We start from the raw sequence: 18,024 nt of genomic DNA on the forward strand, positions 1-18,024 counted from the left end.
AAAGAAATTCATTCTTTGTGGAACAGGCATCTTGCCTGTTCTTGAAAATGGTGCAAGATGTAAGATTAAACTGAGATGTTGCACTATTCTCAATTACCTGTTTAGCAACGGGCAAGATGCCCGTTCCACAAGAAAGAAATTCATTCTTTGTGGAACAGGCATCTTGCCTGTTCTTGAAAATGGTGCAAGATGTAAGATTAAACTGAGATCTTGCACTATTCTAAATTAGCAGTTTAGGAACGGGCAAGATGCCCGTTCCACAAAACTAAATTGTATTGTGGAACAGGCATCTTGCCTGTTCTTAACAAGGGTGCAAGATGTAAGATTAAACTGAGATGTTGCACCCTTCTTAATTACCTGTTTAGCAACGGGCAAGATGCCCGTTCCACAAAACTAAATTGTATTGTGGAACAGGCATCTTGCCTGTTCTTAACAATGGTGCAAGATGTAAGATTAAACCTTGTCTTTAGCCGGTGGCACAACACCAATTTTATTCAAACCCGCATCAATCTGCCTGAGCAATTTAAAATCGTCTTCGGGTAAGGAATTAACAGGCGAGTGTTTTTCCAGAAACGAGAATGCTTGCCGAAATTCACGGGGCCGGGAGTCGATCGCACTATCGAAGTGACAAGGTACAATTTTTTCAAAGTCCCAACTCGCCACTGTATCCACCCAATCGAGAGTTTCCCTCGGCGCGCGGTTGAGAATCAATGTCTGCAAAATCGGCGCCACAAACAACCGCCCTCCTCCCCGCAAAGCCTCAAACGATCGCTCCCAATGTGTTTTCCACTTGAACGGATACAACCCGAAATAAGCTTTTCTAGAGCGTTCTGGCGCTTGGCGCGCGCTGGCAAATACCTCCGACCACCGCGGCACTTCCAGCACGCTAGGCGTAAAATACATGGCAAATAAGGCGATTCTCTGCCACCCTTTGCGCCGATTTTCGTGGGTGTCTGCCACCGTGTCCAAGGCGCTGTCTTTGGCGTGAAATAGCAGCGGGTACGAGTCGAGTTGGACGATCGCGGGCGGATTTTCGGGAATCGAAACTATGGAATCTGTTAGCATCAGCGTGCGCGATCGCCTGTGAAATAACGCAACTTCCGCAAATCTGCCCAAACCGAGGTCGAGGGGGCCGAGAATTGCCCAGTCAAATTGATCGGCTAACGGCGTGTTGCTGCTGTCAAAGGGCAGTACAGAGGTGCGTTTCGCCGGCAAACCCAGCCAACTCAGCGGCAAATTCACGGGGAAACTCCACTGCTGGGGCGCGACCAACACCTGCGCTTCGGGAAAACTCCTCGCAAAGGGGCCGACAAAAACTTTGTGCTCGATCCCCGAAACCGTTGTCAGCAGGATGTACTTAACCTCGCCATGCTCTGCTACTAACTCTTTTACCAAGCGGATGCACTCAGGAGTCGGTGCAACGGGGGCGTAGACGAGAAGGCCTTCGGGTTCTAGTTTAATTACAGTCATCCGAATCGGGACAACTACGTAGAAAATGCCTTGTAGTTGGTCAAAAGTCCAGATTGTGTCCTTAACTATTTCCTTGCGGATGGTGCGCCGCTTGCTGTAGGGATAGAGGGGGACGACTGGCCAAAAGGCCCAAGAATAGTCCCGAGAATCAATCTGTGCTGATGTTGGTATGCCTTCGCCCTCTGCCACTCCGCGACTCCTTGCCGATGTTTTTGTACGTGCGTGCGATCGAACTATTGTTAGTTATAGATTAACTTATCGTCTCGATCAATCGGCTGTTGAAACCGCTGTCGAGAGTCAAACGAAGTCTGCCTATGCGGACTAAGAGATCGAGAATGAATTTTTAGCTGACTTGTCCTGATACAATGATAAGCTCGCAAAAATTTCTCAACTTACTAGATATGACTCAAAACTACCGCATCACTCTTTTACCAGGAGACGGCATCGGCCCTGAAATTATCGCTGTGGCGGTAGATGTCCTGAAACTTGTCGGTCAACAATTGGACATCGGCTTTGAATTTCAAGAAGCTTTAATGGGCGGCGCTGCTATTGACGCAACAGGCAATCCGCTACCCGAAGAAACACTGGAAAAATGCCGCAACTGCGATGCAGTATTGTTAGCAGCAATTGGTGGTTACAAGTGGGATAATTTGCCCCGCGAACAGCGCCCGGAAACGGGATTATTAGGACTGCGCGCCGGATTGGGATTGTTTGCAAATTTGCGTCCGGCGACTATTTTACCGCAATTGGTTGATGCTTCTAGTTTGAAACGGGAAGTTGTCGAAGGCGTGGATATTATGGTCATCCGCGAACTCACAGGCGGAATTTACTTCGGCAAACCGAAAGGTATTTTTGAGACGGAAACAGGCGAAAAACGCGGTGTTAATACGATGGCTTACACCGAGTCGGAAATTGACAGAATCGGGCGAGTCGCTTTTGAGACGGCCAGGAAGCGCGGGAAAAGGCTGTGTTCCGTTGATAAAGCGAATGTTTTGGACGTTTCGCAACTCTGGCGCGATCGTATTATTGCCCTTTCTTCAGAATACCCTGATGTCGAACTTTCTCACCTCTATGTTGACAACGCAGCAATGCAGTTAATTCGCTGGCCGAAACAGTTCGATACAATTGTCACCGGCAATTTATTCGGCGACATTCTTTCCGATGCGGCGGCAATGCTAACTGGTAGTATTGGGATGCTTCCTTCTGCTAGTTTGGGAGCAAGCGGGCCGGGAGTTTTTGAACCCGTGCACGGTTCCGCACCAGACATCGCCGGACAAGATAAAGCAAATCCCATTGCCCAAGTTTTAAGCGCGGCAATGATGTTACGTTACGCTTTAAATCAACCGGAAGCTGCTAATAAAATCGAGCAAGCAGTTGTCCAAGTTTTGGATCGAGGTTATCGCACTGGTGATATCATGTCGGAAGGCATGAAACTCGTCGGCTGTCGGGCAATGGGCGATGCTTTAATTGAAGTTTTGCAAGGTTGATCTATTTACCTTTACTCGTTCCCAGGCTCTGCCTGGTAACGCATTTGAGGAGGCTCTGCCTCCATTAAAACAAGCCAAATGAGACATAAATAAAGGAGGCAGAGCCTCCGGGTATTAATTACCAGGCAGAGCCTGGTAACTAGAAAACGAGACAATTAATTCTTACTCGTTCCCAGGCTCTGCCTGGTAACGCATTTGAGGAGGCTCTGCCTCCACTAAAACAAGCCAAATGTACATTAAGGTTTACAGCTTGGTGGGGGCGGGTTTATGAGATTATTAATTTTTGGCGTAGATGGTTGGTAAAACCCGCCCCTACAGGAATTGGGGTTTAATGTTCCGGTTTCAAAAGATTGAATTGCTCGGTATCAATTCGATTTGCTTGATACAAAATCTCAGCAATTTCCGAAAGCGCTAACACAGAATGTGCGCGATAACCATTAGCCTGCAATTTATCTTTAACTCCCTGTTCGTGGTCGATCAATACCACGATATCTTCCACATTCAACCCAGCCGATTTTAACTTACCCGCCCCTTCCATCACGCTTTTGCCACTAATCAAAATATCATCGACTACGACAATCGTTTCTCCTGCCTGAAAATGCCCCTCAATTAATTTGCCGGCACCGTAAGTTTTCACCTCCTTGCGCGGGAAAATCATCGGGCGTTCCATCCGCAAGGCTAAACCGGTTGCTGTGGGTAAAGAACCGTAGGGAATTCCCGCAATGCGATCGAATTTTAAGTTTTTAAGAATGTCTGCATAAGCGCTGACAATTTGATGGAAAATCTGCGGAATTGAGATAATTTTCCGCAAGTCGATGTAATATGGAAATACAGCGCCCGATGCTTGTACGTGGTCGCCAAAAACTACGCAGCCGATGTCATAAAGTTGCAAGATTAAATCGCGGTGAGGTTCCGGTTGCAAAAAGCAAACATCCGGCAGCCACAATTCGCAAGTGGGGCTACCTTCGATCGCCCGCAGCCTCTGTTGATTAATATTATCCCGCAATTTCTCAATTTCTCGGCGCGGCTCTTTCTCCGCTAATAAACTCGGGGGGACTGGCAGCAATAAACCTTCACCATTCTTGCTTAAACCGGCCGCCAGCAGTTGTGCGAGGTCGTTTCCTTCTGCGATGCCATTTTCTTCGGCGATGTCTCCTTCGACTAAAATTAGGCGTTCAGGAGCCTCTTTGCGGATGCGAGCTAACATATCCGGCATTACTCCTACTTCTAAACCGACTTTTTCGGGAGTTCCCCAAGTTTGAGAGAGTCGGACTAATTGCAAATAAAAAGGGTTGTTTGGCGTCGGGTATTCTTGCAAATCCGCCGCTGACGGGTTGGCGGTAGCACAGAGCACAAAAACAGTTTTTCCGGCGTATAACAAAAAAGGCGCTACTTGGTCGAATCCGGCATAGGGACTTAAAGTAATAGCGTCAACTTGCCAGTCTTGAAATACAATTTTGGCAAAGACTGTGCTGGTATTTAAATCGCAGTGTTTGGCATCTAAAATTACTGGCAGGTGAGGGGGAATAATTGTTAAAATTTCTTGCAGCAATGCCCAACCGGGAATACCGAGAGATTGGTAAAAACCGAGGGTGATTTTGCAAGCACAGATTAAATCGGCTGTTTGGTCGATCGCACTTTTTAGCTTTGCCAACAAATCAGTTACAAAACTTTGAGTTTCCTCCCCAGTCATAGAAACCAGCGCGGGCAAGGTTTCCGGGTCTGGATCGAGGGCTAAATACAGCAAACTTTGATTGGTTTCAACAGCCGCTAACAGTTTATCGAAAAAGTCGGTTCGATCGCTCATAGTGTGTTAGGGAGGTAAGGGGAAATTAAAAAATTGCAGCTCAAAGTGGGAGGGGTGTTGTGCCGGAAAAAACCGATCCCCGTTGAAATTGAAATTAAGAATCTTTTAAGATTGTAGAATGTAAAGAGCAGGAAATCTGTAACTTTGCGAGCAGTTTCATGGGGAATGATTTTCGGGTTGGCTACACCGGTGATTCCACCTAACCCCCAGCAAGTCAATTAGTTGTGGTAAACTAACCAGTGTCCGGGCGGCGATTTTATCGGCATTCCCTGCGGCAGGCGAGTTTAGCAAATGCCCATTTGCAAGGGGCAGATTTGAGAGAAGCAAATTTTAGAGAAGCTAATTTATCGGGGGCCAATTTGAGCGGCGCTTCTTTGTGGCAAGCTAATTTACAAGGCGCTAATTTGACTGAAGTTAATTTAACCAGAGCCCGTTTAACGGGGTTAATCTAAAAAATACTACCGTTGCAGGTGTTATTTCGGTTGACGGTAGTATTAAATATAGAAATACTAAATGAGCCGTAAATTTTTTACCCCACCCCAACCCTCCCCTTAGCAAGGGGAGGGAGTAAGAAATTCACAAATGATTTAGTATGGCTATAGAAGCAGAAGCTAAAGCAATGCCCGCCTTATCAAAGAAATGGGTTTAAAACCCCCTCCTTTTAGGACGGCTTTAATTTCTTAAATCCCTTCCTAAAAATCAGGGAATTCCTAGTGTCTGTGGTATACTAGAATAGTCAAGGTTAAACTCCTTCGCCATCGTGAAACAGGGACTCAGACACACTTTTAGGCGTTAATCGGGGGACAAAGAGCGGCGAAAACTCTTAAAACAGCTAGAGGCTTAATACAGTCTCACAACCAGAAAAACAAACAATTTACTTTTGGTAGGTAGGGTAGGGCATACCCAAACTCTAGGTCAATATCCTAGTACGCTTTTGGAGATAGACCCTCTGGGGTGGCTGCGAATCAGGCTCGTTAATTGGTAGGATTTCTACGGTTAAAAGGTTTGAGTATTGCCGTAAGGACGCAACACTTAAAGGTTAGTCGCTGAATTAAGAATTCCCATCCTTTAGGTTGGGGAGTGTCAAATTAGGGATAGTAATAAATGAGCGCTACGATCGACTTTAGGATTTGGGACGAGTTGCTGCAACGCTACGTTGACGATTTCGGCCGCGTCAATTATCGGGGCTGGAAAGCTGAAGGGGCGGATGTTTTGAGGGCGTGGCTGGAAAGTTTGGCGGATTTGGATTTGGCCGAATGTACTGATGCGGATGCGCGGCTGGCGTTGTGGCTGAATGCGTATAATGCGATCGCAATTTCTCAAGTTCTCGAAGTATATCCGATCGCGTCCATCCGTCCCAAAGTTTTGGGAATTCCCAACTGGCTGAGTTTTTTGGATTTTTTCACCCGTTCAAATGTGATTATTGGCGGCAAAAAGTACAGTCTCAATCAAATCGAACACGCAATATTGCGGCCGGAATTTGCGGAACCGCGCATCCATTTTGCATTAGTTTGCGCTTCAGTCGGGTGCCCGCTGCTGCGCCGGGGGGCTTATTTCCCGAAGTCGGTGCGGACTCAACTAGAAGCGGATGCCAGCCGTTTTATTCACAATCCTGATAAGGTGCGATATGATGCCCAGAAAAAGACGCTTTATTTGAGCAAGATTTTTAAGTGGTACGGCGAGGATTTTGTAAAGGCGGCGGGTTCGGTGGCTGAGTATGTGGGCGGTTATTTGGGGTCGGAGGCGGCTGTGGGTGATGGATGGGCGATCGTTTTTTTGCCTTACGACTGGAATTTGAATCGGGTTGATGGATAAAATTTGCGCCTGTGGGTAGGTGTTTTTTTGAGGGGGTAATTTTTTTAGTCTGTGGTTACCCCTTCAAATTGCCAGATTCAACAGGGCGATCGGATGACTCCGAGGCGATCGACTGTGACCAGGTGAGAGGCGATCGGACGGCTGGCACTGGCACGGCTTCAAAATGCACCATTTAGGGCGGTGTGTGGGGTTTTGGGGTGATTGGATGGCTGGCACGGCTGAAGGCTGGCAGAATCGCACGACAGGCACGGCTGAAGGCTGGCAGAATCGCACGACAGGCACGGCTGAAGCGATGGGAGAGGCTGGCACGGCTGGGACGGTTCGAGAGACTTCCACGGTCTAGCACTTGGAGCCATCGGAATTGATAGAAAATCCGCTACAGGTAACTTGTAGCAGGTTTTCTTTCTTCGTTTCACATCTAAATGGTTGACGTGTACTAGAGATAAATTATTATAGTGGTGTGACTTTCTGAATAAGTAAAGGCTGTTTAATAAAAAAATGCCTAAAAGAATTAGTGATGTGTTTAACGTAGAACCGACAGTATTAAAAAAACTGAATGTTTTTAATGGTTTTATTAATTTAGATTCTAAATTGTATATAGATCCAAGGCTTTTAGGAAAATCTTCAATTCCTGAGTTTGTAAATTCAGATGTAGAATTTAATAATTTTTTGGCTGATATAATCAATGATATGTTAATTCTTATAGAGCTTGAGAAAAAATCAGAGTTGGAAAATCATTACAGACAAGAGTTTCTTATAAAACAAAATAAGATTAAAGAAAAATTAAAATTTCCTGAGCTTCCGCTTGCAGGGTTAGGATATTCAAATAAAAATAATGAGGGTAAAGGAATTGGTGATGGTATAGCAAATGATTTGTTAACAAACATTAAAGATTTTGTAAAAGTAGGAATAGTAGATCCTGCTATTTTTCAGCTTGCCGACATTTTTGTAGATAATATAGGTGCTGATAGAATTAGTGATATGATAATTTATATATTATTACCACAACTGGTTAAATTTACACGTAGAATTGCCGAACAATTAAACCTACCAAAATCACTCTCAAGAATTATTAACAATGTTGATTGTTTTGATTTACCTTATTACTCAAATAAATTAATTCTTTTAGTACCTGAAGATATATTGAGGTTACTTCCAACTCCTGAAAATGGATTAAAAGAAAATTATATAAATGACGAAATTAGATTTTATTTAAATCTAAGAATGAGAAAACTATTTCTTACTCATTCTAGTAAGTGTTCTTTAAAACAGGTTCTTTTGGAATCACCAAAAATGATGACAAATATGATTAAAGAATATAAATCAAAACTTGTTATTCCTTATGACTTTACAAAAGATCCTGAAAACTTATTTAATTGGCATGAGGTTGCTAGATTTTATTCTAACCATCCAGAATACCCTTTAAATATTAAAGATGAAATTCTTATAAATTATCCTTACAATAAAAAATTTTTAGAAACAATAGGTGTATACTTTTCTCAACTCGTAACAAAGGAATTGTATAAAGAATTCTATGATGAAAAAGGTGTTGCTAAAAAAGAAAAAATAGGGGTGGATATACTGTTACAAATACTGGAATATAATCTACAAGATATTAGTAGTAGTGTGAAATACTCACATGATGATAAAGCTATAAAAATAGGTTATTATAGTATTATATTAAAATTTACTTCTACACGGGGAATATGTCAAAAGTTTTATCAAATACTAAAAAACACGTATTTTTACCCTGATAATTTTAGGTCAAACACATCATTCACTATTTTACTTCTTATAATTGTTGATGGAGGTAAGTCACAATACGAGATAGAAGAATCATATTATAAATTTGTTGAAAAAAGTGGTGTAGAAATGATAAACAGAGTTATAGAAAATAAATTTGTAAAAATATTTTATATTGATGCTAGATTGAATAGGACTTAGGCGGGGAAATGTGAGTTTCCCCGCCTAGATTTATTTAGCAAAGTAAGGTTGATGATATTCTCACGTCACTATCTAAAAATGGTGTGACTGTTAGCGAAACTTACAGATTGCAATCAACCTAAATCCCTATCAGGGATTGAAACATGGCCTCAATCAGGTTGAGGGTGGAGATTTTCACTAATCGGTAGGTGGTTAGATGAATGCTAACCAATTAGCTATCGATCCGCCCTTAAACCTCTCCACTCAAAATCTGTTGAACCGTCAAACTTAGCTGTGGAAACATCGGAGATACGATCGCCTCTCCATCCCGAAATACCCCAACCTCAACATATTGCCCATTCTCAAGCCGCAAAACCGTCACAACTTGTTCAATTGGATCGATAACCCAATACTCTGCAATGCCCCGCGCTGCGTACTGAGCTCGTTTGCGATCATAATCCCGATCCCTGCCCAGTCTACCCGGACTGACTACCTCCACAACAAACCGAGGGGGCAGCATATCGAAAGTGATAGTTAGCCTGTTTGCTGTCAGCGGAATGTGTTCAGGTTCCAGAATTATCAAATCGGGGTAGCGGTTGGCGGCATCTCCCGATCGCAAAACGGCAACTTGAACCTCGCAATTATGCGTTTTAATCAGTCTAAGTGGCACTAGCCCGCTGCTAGCCAGATAGAAAAATAGATAGTTAGCAATGAAATTATTAGGTTCAGATTCTGGCGGCAAAGCGATTAACTCCCCATCAATTAACTCATAGCGTTGATCCGTATCATTGGAGTAATTAAGGTACTCGTCAAAAGTTAATTTTTTAGATTGAGCTTGTACCATAAAATTACCTTCCTTAATTTATTCGTCCCTTGCTGCTGGGAGTTTGTTTATATAGAAACGGTTTCAACCGCCGAAGGATCTCAATCAAATCTGCTGTGCAAGTTAGACAGGTGTCCCAGCCTCCATCGACAATCAACCCACAAGTGACATATTAATAACTATCACAGTTCAAATCCTCTGGAATATTAAAAATGATTTCAGATAAATTTCGACGCGAGTTGCGCGAACAAGCCAAACTCTGGGAAGCAGAAGGACTCATCGACACTTCATTCTACCAACAACTTTCGGAACGCTACCAATTCAACACACTCGAAACCGCCTCCCGCAACCGATTCCTCACCATTCTCATGAGTCTCGGCGGCATTCTCCTCGGTATAGGAGTCATCACCTTTGTAGCCGCAAACTGGCAAGTTTGGTCGCGAGAAGTGAGAGTAGCGCTGCTGCTAAGTCTTTTCGTAGCAGTCAATGCAGCAGGTTTCTATCTGTGGCGCATTCCCCCATCCCGAAGCCAAAACTCCAATCTCAATATGCCCCTAACAATAGGGCGAAACAAACTCCTAGGTGAAGGATTGTTGCTGTTAGGAGCTCTGATTTTAGGAGCAAATATGGCTTTGATGGCACAAATGTTTCACATTGGCGGTTCTTCCTACGGACTTTACCTCACTTGGGGAATCGGCGTGCTCGCAATGGCTTACAGTTTGCGGTTGACTTCCTTGGGCGTTTTGTCCGCACTTTTAGTCGGTTTAGGCTATTGGCTGGCCGTGTTAGATTGGTCTTCCAAAGTCGAGTTTTCTTGGCTGGAAGTTTTGGTGCGGCAAATGCCGATCGCAGCCAGTATAATGTTTGTGCCGCTGGCTTATTGGTGTCGATCGCGTGCTATTTTTGCCATAAGTGCGATCGCGATAATTTTTTCCCTACAAGTTTCTATTGTCCAAGGGTTAAATCTAACCTGGGGTACAGCAATTTTTTGCGCCCTACCGCCCGCTTTGCTGTGGGGATACGACGATGCAATCTGGCCGAAGGTACGCAGCAAGCTGTTTCAACCTACCGCCCGCAGTTTAGCACTGCTGTTTCTCGCCAGTTTATTTTATTTTCTTTCTTTCCACTGGTTGTGGCAAGATTCGCCGAATCCTGGCCAAACGGAACCCGATTGGGTTTTGCTGGCAAATGTGGCTGTTTTGGGCGGTTTCACGGTGTTTGAGTGGCTGCGCTTGGGACGTTTGGAACTGCGGCGACCAAAACAAAAAGCAGTGGATTTGACTACAAGTGCGATCGGCATTTTCATCCTCGCCAGCGCCTTTATACCGCTTTTTCACCTCAGTTTTACTCCCATTCCGCAATTAGCGACTTTCCTGTTTAATGTTTTATCGTTTCTGCTCGCTGTCGGCTTAATTCGAGAAGGTTTAGCATTAGGAAACCGCAAGAGTTTTTGGGGAGGCATGGTATTAATCACCCTGCAAATTATCAGCCGAGTATTTGAATATAACACAGGATTGTTGCTCAAATCTTTTGTCTTTGTTTTGTGCGGACTTGGCGTAATTGCTGCTGGTTTGTGGTTCGAGCGCCACTTCGCAACAATCCCCGATGAATAGAAATTATTCATCTCTCTCTTCTCTAACTCAGCGCCCTCTGCGGTCTCTGCGGTTTAATCATTCCGAAACAACCCTAAACAATATAGCCCATACCTAATATGAACACAAACAACATTGACTTATTAGTTGAAAATCCAGATACAACAAATGTGTTTCAGCTTCCCCCGGAAGCAAAACGCCTTCCCGCGTGGCGGCTGTGGGTTCCTTTGCTGCTGCAAATCGGACTAATTGCCGCCGTACCCGCTCCCGCAGTTTACACTTTTATGACTGGCAAAACAGTTGTCCTGCAAACAGCACCAGTAGATCCTTACGACTTTTTGCGCGGATATTACCAAGTTTTGAGCTATGATATTTCCGATCGCACAAATCTGCAAAAACTCCCCGGCTGGAAAGATTTACCTGCCGACCAAACACCTTGTCCACCCGGGGTTGCTTGTCCACAAAATACACAGAATGTCAAGCCGCAAACCAGTTTTTATGTAATATTAGAAGCGCCAAAAACTGCGACTAATCCCGACCGCCCCCAAGCTTGGAAACCCCTCCGCGTCAGTCTAGAAAATCCCACAAATTTGCCCGCCAATCAAATCGCAATTAAGGGCAAATATAACGGTTGGCAGATGGAATACGGCTTAGAAACTTATTATATGCCAGAGGATGAAAGGGAAAAAGTCAATCAGGAGATTAGCGAAGCTCAAAGGAACCAGCGACAATCTTTTTTGGTAGAAGTAAAGGTTGACAAAACAGGCCATGCTGTGCCTGTGAGTTTGTGGGTGCGCGATCGCAATTATCGATTTTAGCCAAAAAGGGCAAAAGGTCGATCGGTCTTTTGCCCTTGTTTTGAGTATTTTCGCTTAGACAGAGGCGGAGGTTGGGCGATTCCCTACCCTTCACCGAACGCACGCGCGTTGGGGATAGCTTCGCGGGTGCAGACAGTTCAATTGCCGACAACCCAGGAGAATCTATTAAGATATATAAGACTTGTGCAAATCTTGCCAATTCAAGGGCGCAAGTCATGACTCTACTGGAGCTTCTCATGTTAGCCGAGCTAATCTCAGCCAGACGCATACTCAAGACCAAACTCCTCGACTTCTTAGGACTTCCCGACAATTGCCAAGACAAAACCGATCACCTCGTCAACCAAATTGTATCCCTGCTGGAAGCAAATCCAGCCGAACAAGAAAGATTTTGGGAGACATTCAAAAGTGAATTAGCCGTCGATCCTGCTGAATTAGAAGCAATGCTCAAGTGTTCGCCAGCAGAACGCCAGCAGTGGATTGAACAAGACAAACTCCCTGTTCTCGAATACCGCTCTTTCCGCAAATCAGGAATCCATTTAGAATATCCCGTTCACGACAGAAGATTCATCTTAAGTCTAACGCCAACCGATATTAATAATTGGCGCAAAGAACCCAAAGGGCTGATTAAAAATAATCGCCAAATACCCCCCCCAATCAATACAGAAAAACCTGAAGAAAACGAAGAATCGCGAGTAGCTTTTAGTTCCGAGTGGGAAAAAATCATTGCCGACTGGAAAGAACAAGGTTCGGCGGAAATTTCAGCAACCTTCCAGCTAGCTTACTGGACAGTGTGGGCGTCGCGGTGGGCAAAAGAAAATCAGCTCAACAGCTTTAAAGCAATTAATAAATATAAGGAAATCTACGAAACTCACCAGCAGGAATGGTACCAGCGAAAAAATCAAGCAGTCAAGTTACTGATTGAAATGCCTTACGCCATGCTTTACTTCTACCGTCCGGCGGATTCTGACAAATTATATCTCGAACTGTGCGACGACCACCAGGAAATGATGAAAGATGGCTACTATTGGGACAAGTGGGACTTTTTCTATCAGAACCGCAAACTTGTAAATAAGTGCCGCGAATGTGTGTACTCCGAAACCAAAGATTATTACTCGCTTTACTACCTGGAAATCAAGAGCGACAAGTTTCCAGATTTTAGTTTTTCTTTCCACACGCCGTACACAATCGGCAGAAAATTTTTGCCACATCCAGAAACGTTGCCTTATGTAGACCACGTAGAACAAGACGGCATTTTTCGCTTTGGCCGTCCGCTGCTGGAACAAGAGAAAGCTATTCACACAGAAAAGGATGTATTGCTCAAGTTTGAGGCGGCTTTGGCAGAAGCGAAAAAGTTTGTTTAGTTATGAGTCATGAGTCATTAGTAGACTTATTGCAATTTTTTTTATTGATAGGGAAACCGCAGATAAACGCAGGTAAACGCAGATGCTTTTCCAGATAGTTGGCGACTTTTGCCATTCAAGTCTACTAATGACTTTTGATATCGTTTCCGGCTGCATCGGAATAATAAATTCGAGGGCAATTAATGAATAATTTTTACAAGTCGTTACCTATCTCGGCGCAATTTTCAGTTGTTCGATTCACAGTCAACAGTCAGCAGTCAACAGTCAACAGTCAACAGTCAACATCATTCCGGTGCAACCGGAATTTATATGACTAATGACTTTTGAACTTGGATTACTTGAATGCTGCCGCCAGCATAAAATTTGGGTGGTTGAGTTACTTCGGAATTGTACGATCGCAATCCCACTTCGGCCAACCCACTCCCCAAGTCAGTTTCGCTCGACTTCCAAGCAGTTTCAGTCTCAAACAACCACAAAAATACAGCCAATCCGGGCAAAAATACCGGATTTGTAGGCGAGTGAAAATCTACCAAAATGAATAGACCACCTGGCTCGATCCCGCGCTACACTTCTTGAAATATTTGTCGCAATTGCGCCCGTTCCATTTCGTGCATCGCAACGCTGCTGTACACTTCTGTCAAACTGACAATCCGCCAAAGGCATCGACTCAGCAAAAGCTTCTACATAATTGGCTGATGGTACATTTTTCGTTGCCTATTGCAGAGATAATGGCGAAGCGTCAAGTCCTGTGACATCCTGGAAATATTGCACCAGAAATTGCTTAGTTTGAGCGCTACCGCAGCAACGGTGTAAAACTTTAGTTTCCGCGCTGACGGTAAAATTTTCCCAGGCTACTTGAGTCAAACGAGCATTGCCGCCTACGCTCAAAGCAGCCAGACGCGCGATCGTATCGTACAGTCACTGATACCGATAACTTAAATCTCTAAAAATTGTTCCCACAGTCAAAATTATGTATACCTTGCTATCGACTTAAGATATTATTAAGTTATATGATAAAGATAAGTAACAGAACTGAGATATTGGGAGAGCTGTAACCGCTATGGGTCGTGTGGGAGTATTGCTATTAAACTTGGGCGGGCCAGATCAAATCGAGGATGTCCGTCCTTTCCTGTTCAACTTGTTTGCTGACCCGGAAATCATTCGCATCCCGTTTCCGTGGATGCAAAAACCGCTCGCCTGGTTGATTTCGACCCTGCGCTTTCAAAAATCCCAGGAAAACTACCGCCAAATCGGGGGCGGCTCTCCTTTGCGGCGGATTACCGAAGAACAAGCCGCTTCGCTGCAAGAACGATTGCAGTCCAAGGGACAAGATGCTCGAGTATACGTGGGGATGCGCTACTGGCATCCTTTTACCGAAGAGGCGATCGCCAAAATTAAGCGCGATCGCATCGAACATTTGACAATCTTGCCGCTGTATCCTCAATTTTCCATCAGCACCAGCGGTTCTAGCTTCCGGCAGCTAGAAGAAATGTGGGGCAAAGATCCTGCCCTCAAGGATATCGAATATACCGCGATTCCTTCTTGGTATAAGCGGCCAGGCTACATTCAGGCAATGTCGGAACTGATAGCCCAAGAACTAGACCACAATCCGAATCCCGATCGAGTGCACATCTTTTTCAGCGCCCACGGCGTCCCCCTCAGCTACGTAGAAGAGGCTGGAGACCCCTATCAGCGCGAGATTGAAGATTGCACTCGTCTGATTATGGAACATTTGAACCGATCGAACGAACACACTCTAGCTTATCAAAGTCGGGTTGGCCCGGTGGAATGGCTCAAGCCTTACACCGAAGACGCGATTACCGAATTGGCAGAAAATGGAGTCCAAGATTTGTTGGTAGTTCCGATTAGTTTTGTTTCCGAACACATCGAGACTCTGCAAGAAATTGACATGGAGTATCGAGAATTAGCAGAAGAATCGGGGATTAAAAATTTCTACCGAGTGCCCGCCCTGAATACTCATCCGGTGTTTATTGAAGCTTTGGCCGATTTAGTCATCGAGTCGATCGAATCTCCCAGCGTTAAATTCTCGGATGTTATACGCCCTTCCAAGACAGTGAAAATGTACCCTCAAGAGCAGTGGGAGTGGGGTTTGACCACGGGGGCGGAAGTCTGGAACGGTCGTGTGGCGATGATTGGTTTTGTGGCACTATTGCTGGAGTTAATTACGGGTCAAGGCCCGCTACACTCGATCGGATTGCTTTAAATTGACAGTTGACAGTTGACAGTGGACTGTTGACTGTTGACTGTGGTTACAAATGACTAATGATATAAAATCCGTTGGTATCGGAATTATTCATCTGTCTCTTCTCTTCCTTAGCGCCCTCTGCGGTCTCTGCGGTTAAATCATTCCGAAACAACCGCAAACAATATGACTAATAACCCATAACTAATTACCAGTAACTAATCAGGATCGCGCTTGCGGTGGCGGGGATTTCCCCTATCGCCCGGTATTCCCTGACTTCTGTACCAGCGATACCACTCTTTAGAACTGCGAATTGCCAGCCACAGCAGCATCATCGCAACTAACCCTCCCTGGCGCGGTGCGTCAAAGGCAAATAAAACCAAGGAAATGGACAGAACATCTTGGAGGAAAATCACCCAAATCGGCAAACCCCGCAGCCGATAAAACCATCCTGCTTGTACCAGTTGCAGCACTAAAGCCAACAAACCTCCGACAATACCAATTATCCACAGCATCCAAGGGTGAGCAATAATTTCATCGATCGAACTTACCTGAGCGATCGCAATTCCCATAATTGCTCCTACAACGGGGCTGAAAATAATTTGCACAATTTGTAGCACCCGCTGTCCCACAAAAGTTTTAGAAGCAAATAACTCTAACAGCGACCAACTCACCAAGATGGTGATAGCCACCTGGGGGGGAACCCCCGACAATAAAGGTATTTCCGACCAAAGTTTGTCAATCCGCAACAAACCAATTAACAGCAGGGGCAGGGCAATTCTCATACCCCCTGCCGCAGACGCTGAGAGTGCGGCTAGGAGTCCAACCATAATAATAATTCAGTTTCTAACGTCAGCTAAAGCCTCGATGTATTTCAGAATTTAATTCCCCTGATGGCTGGCTGTGATTTGAGCGAGCGAACTCAAATTGCGGCTTGAGGTTAAATATCACCTTCTATTGTAAGTGTATCTGCTTAATCGCTGCTTGGCACGGCGAGATTGTCGATCGACACAAGGCAGTTTGTGGACAGTTGACCGTTGACAGTTGACAGAATTCAACCGGGATTGTGATTAAATTAAAATGTATAGGAAAACCAGTAAGCCAGCCGAGATACTTAAAATTAAGATGTCAGCTATTCTTCCTTCTTCCCTCTTCCTTCAAAATCTGACGGACACTAAATAATTAATCCGTGTATCCGTGTCAAAATCCATGTCGTGCTTTCCTTCTTCCTTCCTATTATGTCTGATTCATTATTTGCCGATGCCAGTCGCCGATTAGAACGAGCCTTAAAATATGTGTCCCTTTCCGAGGATACTATTGAACGGCTGAAACACCCCAAATCCAGTTTAATTGTATCGATTCCCGTGCGGATGGACGACGGTTCCCTGCGAATTTTTCAAGGTTATCGGGTGCGCTACGACAATACCAGAGGCCCGTCTAAAGGAGGAGTGCGCTATCACCCGGGAGTATCCCTTGATGAAGTGCAATCCTTAGCATTTTGGATGACTTTTAAATGTGCAGTTTTGAACTTGCCTTTTGGAGGAGCCAAGGGCGGAATTACTCTCAATCCCAAGGAATTGTCCAAACTGGAATTGGAACGGTTGAGCCGGGGCTATGTCGATGCGATCGCAGATTTCATCGGCCCGGATGTCGATATTCCCGCGCCGGATGTCTACACCAATCCCATGATTATGGGTTGGATGATGGATCAATACAATATTATTAAGCGGCAGCTTTCTCCAGCGGTTGTGACTGGTAAACCCGTGACAATTGGTGGCAGTTTGGGCAGAGATACGGCTACAGCCATGGGTGCTTTTTTTGTAGTACAAACTCTTCTACCCAAATTCGATCTAAATCCTCAAGATACAACTGTAGCAGTACAAGGTTTTGGTAATGCGGGTGCAGAAATAGCAGAACTTCTGTGGGAAGCAGGTTACAAAGTTGTTGCTGTCAGCGATTCCCAAGGGGGAATTTATGCTAAACAAGGGTTGGATATCCCCAGTATTAGAAGCTTTAAAGACTCTAACAAAGGTATCAAAGCTGTTTACTGCGAAGATTCGGTTTGCAATATTATCGAACACGAAATATTGACAAATGAGCAACTTTTAGGCTTAGATGTAGACGTGCTGGTTCCAGCAGCTTTGGAGAATCAAATAACTGAAGCCAATGTTAATGATGTTAAGGCTAAGTTTATTTTTGAAGTAGCTAACGGGCCGATTGATTCTGCTGCTGATTTGGTTTTAGAAGCGAGGGGAATTCAAGTAATCCCTGATATTTTAGTCAATGCCGGAGGTGTAACGGTTAGTTATTTTGAGTGGGTGCAAAATCGCAGCGGGCTTTATTGGACGCTGGAGGAGGTCAACCAGCGGTTGAAGCATAAAATGGTCGAAGAAACTGAGGCAATTTGGAAAAAATCTCAGGAATTGTCAGTTTCCATGAGAACTGCTGCTTACGTGTACGGGTTAAATCGACTCGGAGAAGCGATGAATGCGAAGGGAACGCGGGATTATTATGTGAACGGTTGACAAGAGTGCGGTAAGATTGCCCGATCGCACAATCTTACCGCACTTATTCGAGAAAAGCGCACTCTACGAACCGACTTGGCAAAACTTGGCTTTGAATTGGGGAATTTTAGGTTTGCACGCAGCAGTTTATTTAACCGCCACTTTGCTGTTGCAGAAGCGGAAAGATATTTTTAAATAAGAGGTCATCCGGGTATTAGATT

17 protein-coding genes and 1 pseudogene are annotated in these 18,024 nt (G+C 44.6%); 12 read left to right on the forward strand and 6 right to left on the reverse strand.

The features are described from left to right. Window positions 1-229, forward strand: a pseudogene (locus tag QUA47_RS07700) (hypothetical protein); the annotation flags it as partial. A gap of 224 nt (window positions 230-453) precedes the next feature. Here the strand turns inward: QUA47_RS07700 and QUA47_RS07705 are convergent. Then, window positions 454-1,659, reverse strand: a complete 1,206-nt coding sequence (locus QUA47_RS07705) for a DUF4336 domain-containing protein (RefSeq protein ID WP_333430308.1) — start codon at window positions 1,657-1,659, stop codon at window positions 454-456. A gap of 212 nt (window positions 1,660-1,871) precedes the next feature. Between QUA47_RS07705 and leuB the strand changes: the two genes are divergently transcribed. Then, complete coding sequence (gene leuB, locus QUA47_RS07710) at window positions 1,872-2,957, forward strand: 3-isopropylmalate dehydrogenase (RefSeq protein ID WP_333430309.1); 1,086 nt, start codon at window positions 1,872-1,874, stop codon at window positions 2,955-2,957. A 328-nt stretch (window positions 2,958-3,285) separates the two neighbouring features. Here the strand turns inward: leuB and QUA47_RS07715 are convergent, their stop codons facing one another. Beyond that, entirely contained in the window at window positions 3,286-4,764 is a 1,479-nt protein-coding gene (locus QUA47_RS07715) for a bifunctional orotidine-5'-phosphate decarboxylase/orotate phosphoribosyltransferase (RefSeq protein WP_333430310.1), read from the reverse strand. A 239-nt stretch (window positions 4,765-5,003) separates the two neighbouring features. Here QUA47_RS07715 and QUA47_RS07720 point away from each other — a divergent pair, with 239 nt between their 5' ends. The 4 genes from QUA47_RS07720 to QUA47_RS07735 all read left to right on the forward strand — a co-directional run bounded on the left by QUA47_RS07720 (window position 5,004) and on the right by QUA47_RS07735 (window position 8,523). Further along, window positions 5,004-5,216: a pentapeptide repeat-containing protein gene (locus QUA47_RS07720; RefSeq protein ID WP_333430311.1), complete on the forward strand. Its 213-nt coding sequence runs from the start codon at window positions 5,004-5,006 to the stop codon at window positions 5,214-5,216. A gap of 652 nt (window positions 5,217-5,868) precedes the next feature. Further along, window positions 5,869-6,579 carry a DUF547 domain-containing protein gene (locus QUA47_RS07725; RefSeq protein WP_333430312.1) on the forward strand — a complete coding sequence of 237 codons (711 nt, stop codon included), beginning with the start codon at window positions 5,869-5,871 and terminating at the stop codon, window positions 6,577-6,579. A gap of 205 nt (window positions 6,580-6,784) precedes the next feature. Then, window positions 6,785-6,922, forward strand: coding sequence for a hypothetical protein (locus tag QUA47_RS07730; RefSeq protein WP_333430313.1), 138 nt, complete (start codon window positions 6,785-6,787; stop codon window positions 6,920-6,922). 155 nt (window positions 6,923-7,077) lie between these two features. Beyond that, window positions 7,078-8,523, forward strand: a complete 1,446-nt coding sequence (locus QUA47_RS07735; RefSeq protein WP_333430314.1) for a hypothetical protein — start codon at window positions 7,078-7,080, stop codon at window positions 8,521-8,523. A gap of 229 nt (window positions 8,524-8,752) precedes the next feature. On the opposite strand, the gene QUA47_RS07740 is transcribed toward QUA47_RS07735, so the two are convergent. Then, window positions 8,753-9,346: a Uma2 family endonuclease gene (locus QUA47_RS07740; RefSeq protein ID WP_333430315.1), complete on the reverse strand. Its 594-nt coding sequence runs from the start codon at window positions 9,344-9,346 to the stop codon at window positions 8,753-8,755. 191 nt (window positions 9,347-9,537) lie between these two features. Between QUA47_RS07740 and QUA47_RS07745 the strand changes: the two genes are divergently transcribed. The 3 genes from QUA47_RS07745 (at window position 9,538) to QUA47_RS07755 (ending at window position 13,096) form a co-directional block, all read left to right on the forward strand. Next, window positions 9,538-10,938: a DUF2157 domain-containing protein gene (locus QUA47_RS07745; RefSeq protein WP_333430316.1), complete on the forward strand. Its 1,401-nt coding sequence runs from the start codon at window positions 9,538-9,540 to the stop codon at window positions 10,936-10,938. Between the two features lie 98 nt (window positions 10,939-11,036). Next, a complete protein-coding gene (locus QUA47_RS07750; protein ID WP_333430317.1) occupies window positions 11,037-11,735 on the forward strand; it encodes a GDYXXLXY domain-containing protein in 699 nt (232 codons plus the stop codon). 236 nt (window positions 11,736-11,971) lie between these two features. Continuing rightward, window positions 11,972-13,096: a hypothetical protein gene (locus QUA47_RS07755; protein ID WP_333430318.1), complete on the forward strand. Its 1,125-nt coding sequence runs from the start codon at window positions 11,972-11,974 to the stop codon at window positions 13,094-13,096. A 305-nt stretch (window positions 13,097-13,401) separates the two neighbouring features. Here QUA47_RS07755 and QUA47_RS07760 read toward each other — a convergent pair whose 3' ends face one another. Beyond that, window positions 13,402-13,629, reverse strand: coding sequence for a hypothetical protein (locus QUA47_RS07760; RefSeq protein ID WP_333430319.1), 228 nt, complete (start codon window positions 13,627-13,629; stop codon window positions 13,402-13,404). A 181-nt stretch (window positions 13,630-13,810) separates the two neighbouring features. Further along, the gene (locus QUA47_RS07765) at window positions 13,811-13,960 is read right to left on the reverse strand and encodes a hypothetical protein (protein ID WP_333430320.1); all 150 of its coding nucleotides are present in this window, start codon (window positions 13,958-13,960) and stop codon (window positions 13,811-13,813) included. 196 nt (window positions 13,961-14,156) lie between these two features. On the opposite strand from QUA47_RS07765, the gene hemH reads away from it, so the two are divergent. Beyond that, window positions 14,157-15,320, forward strand: a complete 1,164-nt coding sequence (gene hemH, locus QUA47_RS07770; RefSeq protein WP_190663261.1) for a ferrochelatase — start codon at window positions 14,157-14,159, stop codon at window positions 15,318-15,320. A 197-nt stretch (window positions 15,321-15,517) separates the two neighbouring features. On the opposite strand, the gene QUA47_RS07775 is transcribed toward hemH, so the two are convergent. Next, complete coding sequence (locus QUA47_RS07775) at window positions 15,518-16,129, reverse strand: DUF4126 domain-containing protein (protein WP_333430321.1); 612 nt, start codon at window positions 16,127-16,129, stop codon at window positions 15,518-15,520. 408 nt (window positions 16,130-16,537) lie between these two features. On the opposite strand from QUA47_RS07775, the gene QUA47_RS07780 reads away from it, so the two are divergent. Then, window positions 16,538-17,824 carry a Glu/Leu/Phe/Val dehydrogenase gene (locus tag QUA47_RS07780; protein ID WP_333430322.1) on the forward strand — a complete coding sequence of 429 codons (1,287 nt, stop codon included), beginning with the start codon at window positions 16,538-16,540 and terminating at the stop codon, window positions 17,822-17,824. Between the two features lie 16 nt (window positions 17,825-17,840). Beyond that, window positions 17,841-18,002, forward strand: coding sequence for a hypothetical protein (locus QUA47_RS07785; RefSeq protein ID WP_333430323.1), 162 nt, complete (start codon window positions 17,841-17,843; stop codon window positions 18,000-18,002). The last annotated feature ends 22 nt before the right edge of the window (window positions 18,003-18,024 follow it).

It is taken from the genome of Microcoleus sp. MON2_D5, assembly GCF_036701905.1.
Lineage (GTDB): Bacteria > Cyanobacteriota > Cyanobacteriia > Cyanobacteriales > Microcoleaceae > Microcoleus.

Coding starts and splice junctions, on each gene's coding strand:
- QUA47_RS07730 (WP_333430313.1), top strand. CDS start 6,785: ATGGCTGGCACGGCTGAAGGCTGGCAGAATCGCACGACAGGCACGGCT.
- hemH (WP_190663261.1), top strand. CDS start 14,157: ATGGGTCGTGTGGGAGTATTGCTATTAAACTTGGGCGGGCCAGATCAA.
- QUA47_RS07775 (WP_333430321.1), bottom strand. CDS start 16,129: ATGGTTGGACTCCTAGCCGCACTCTCAGCGTCTGCGGCAGGGGGTATG.
- QUA47_RS07750 (WP_333430317.1), top strand. CDS start 11,037: ATGAACACAAACAACATTGACTTATTAGTTGAAAATCCAGATACAACA.
- QUA47_RS07780 (WP_333430322.1), top strand. CDS start 16,538: ATGTCTGATTCATTATTTGCCGATGCCAGTCGCCGATTAGAACGAGCC.
- QUA47_RS07740 (WP_333430315.1), bottom strand. CDS start 9,346: ATGGTACAAGCTCAATCTAAAAAATTAACTTTTGACGAGTACCTTAAT.
- QUA47_RS07715 (WP_333430310.1), bottom strand. CDS start 4,764: ATGAGCGATCGAACCGACTTTTTCGATAAACTGTTAGCGGCTGTTGAA.
- leuB (WP_333430309.1), top strand. CDS start 1,872: ATGACTCAAAACTACCGCATCACTCTTTTACCAGGAGACGGCATCGGC.
- QUA47_RS07755 (WP_333430318.1), top strand. CDS start 11,972: ATGTTAGCCGAGCTAATCTCAGCCAGACGCATACTCAAGACCAAACTC.
- QUA47_RS07745 (WP_333430316.1), top strand. CDS start 9,538: ATGATTTCAGATAAATTTCGACGCGAGTTGCGCGAACAAGCCAAACTC.
- QUA47_RS07735 (WP_333430314.1), top strand. CDS start 7,078: ATGCCTAAAAGAATTAGTGATGTGTTTAACGTAGAACCGACAGTATTA.
- QUA47_RS07725 (WP_333430312.1), top strand. CDS start 5,869: ATGAGCGCTACGATCGACTTTAGGATTTGGGACGAGTTGCTGCAACGC.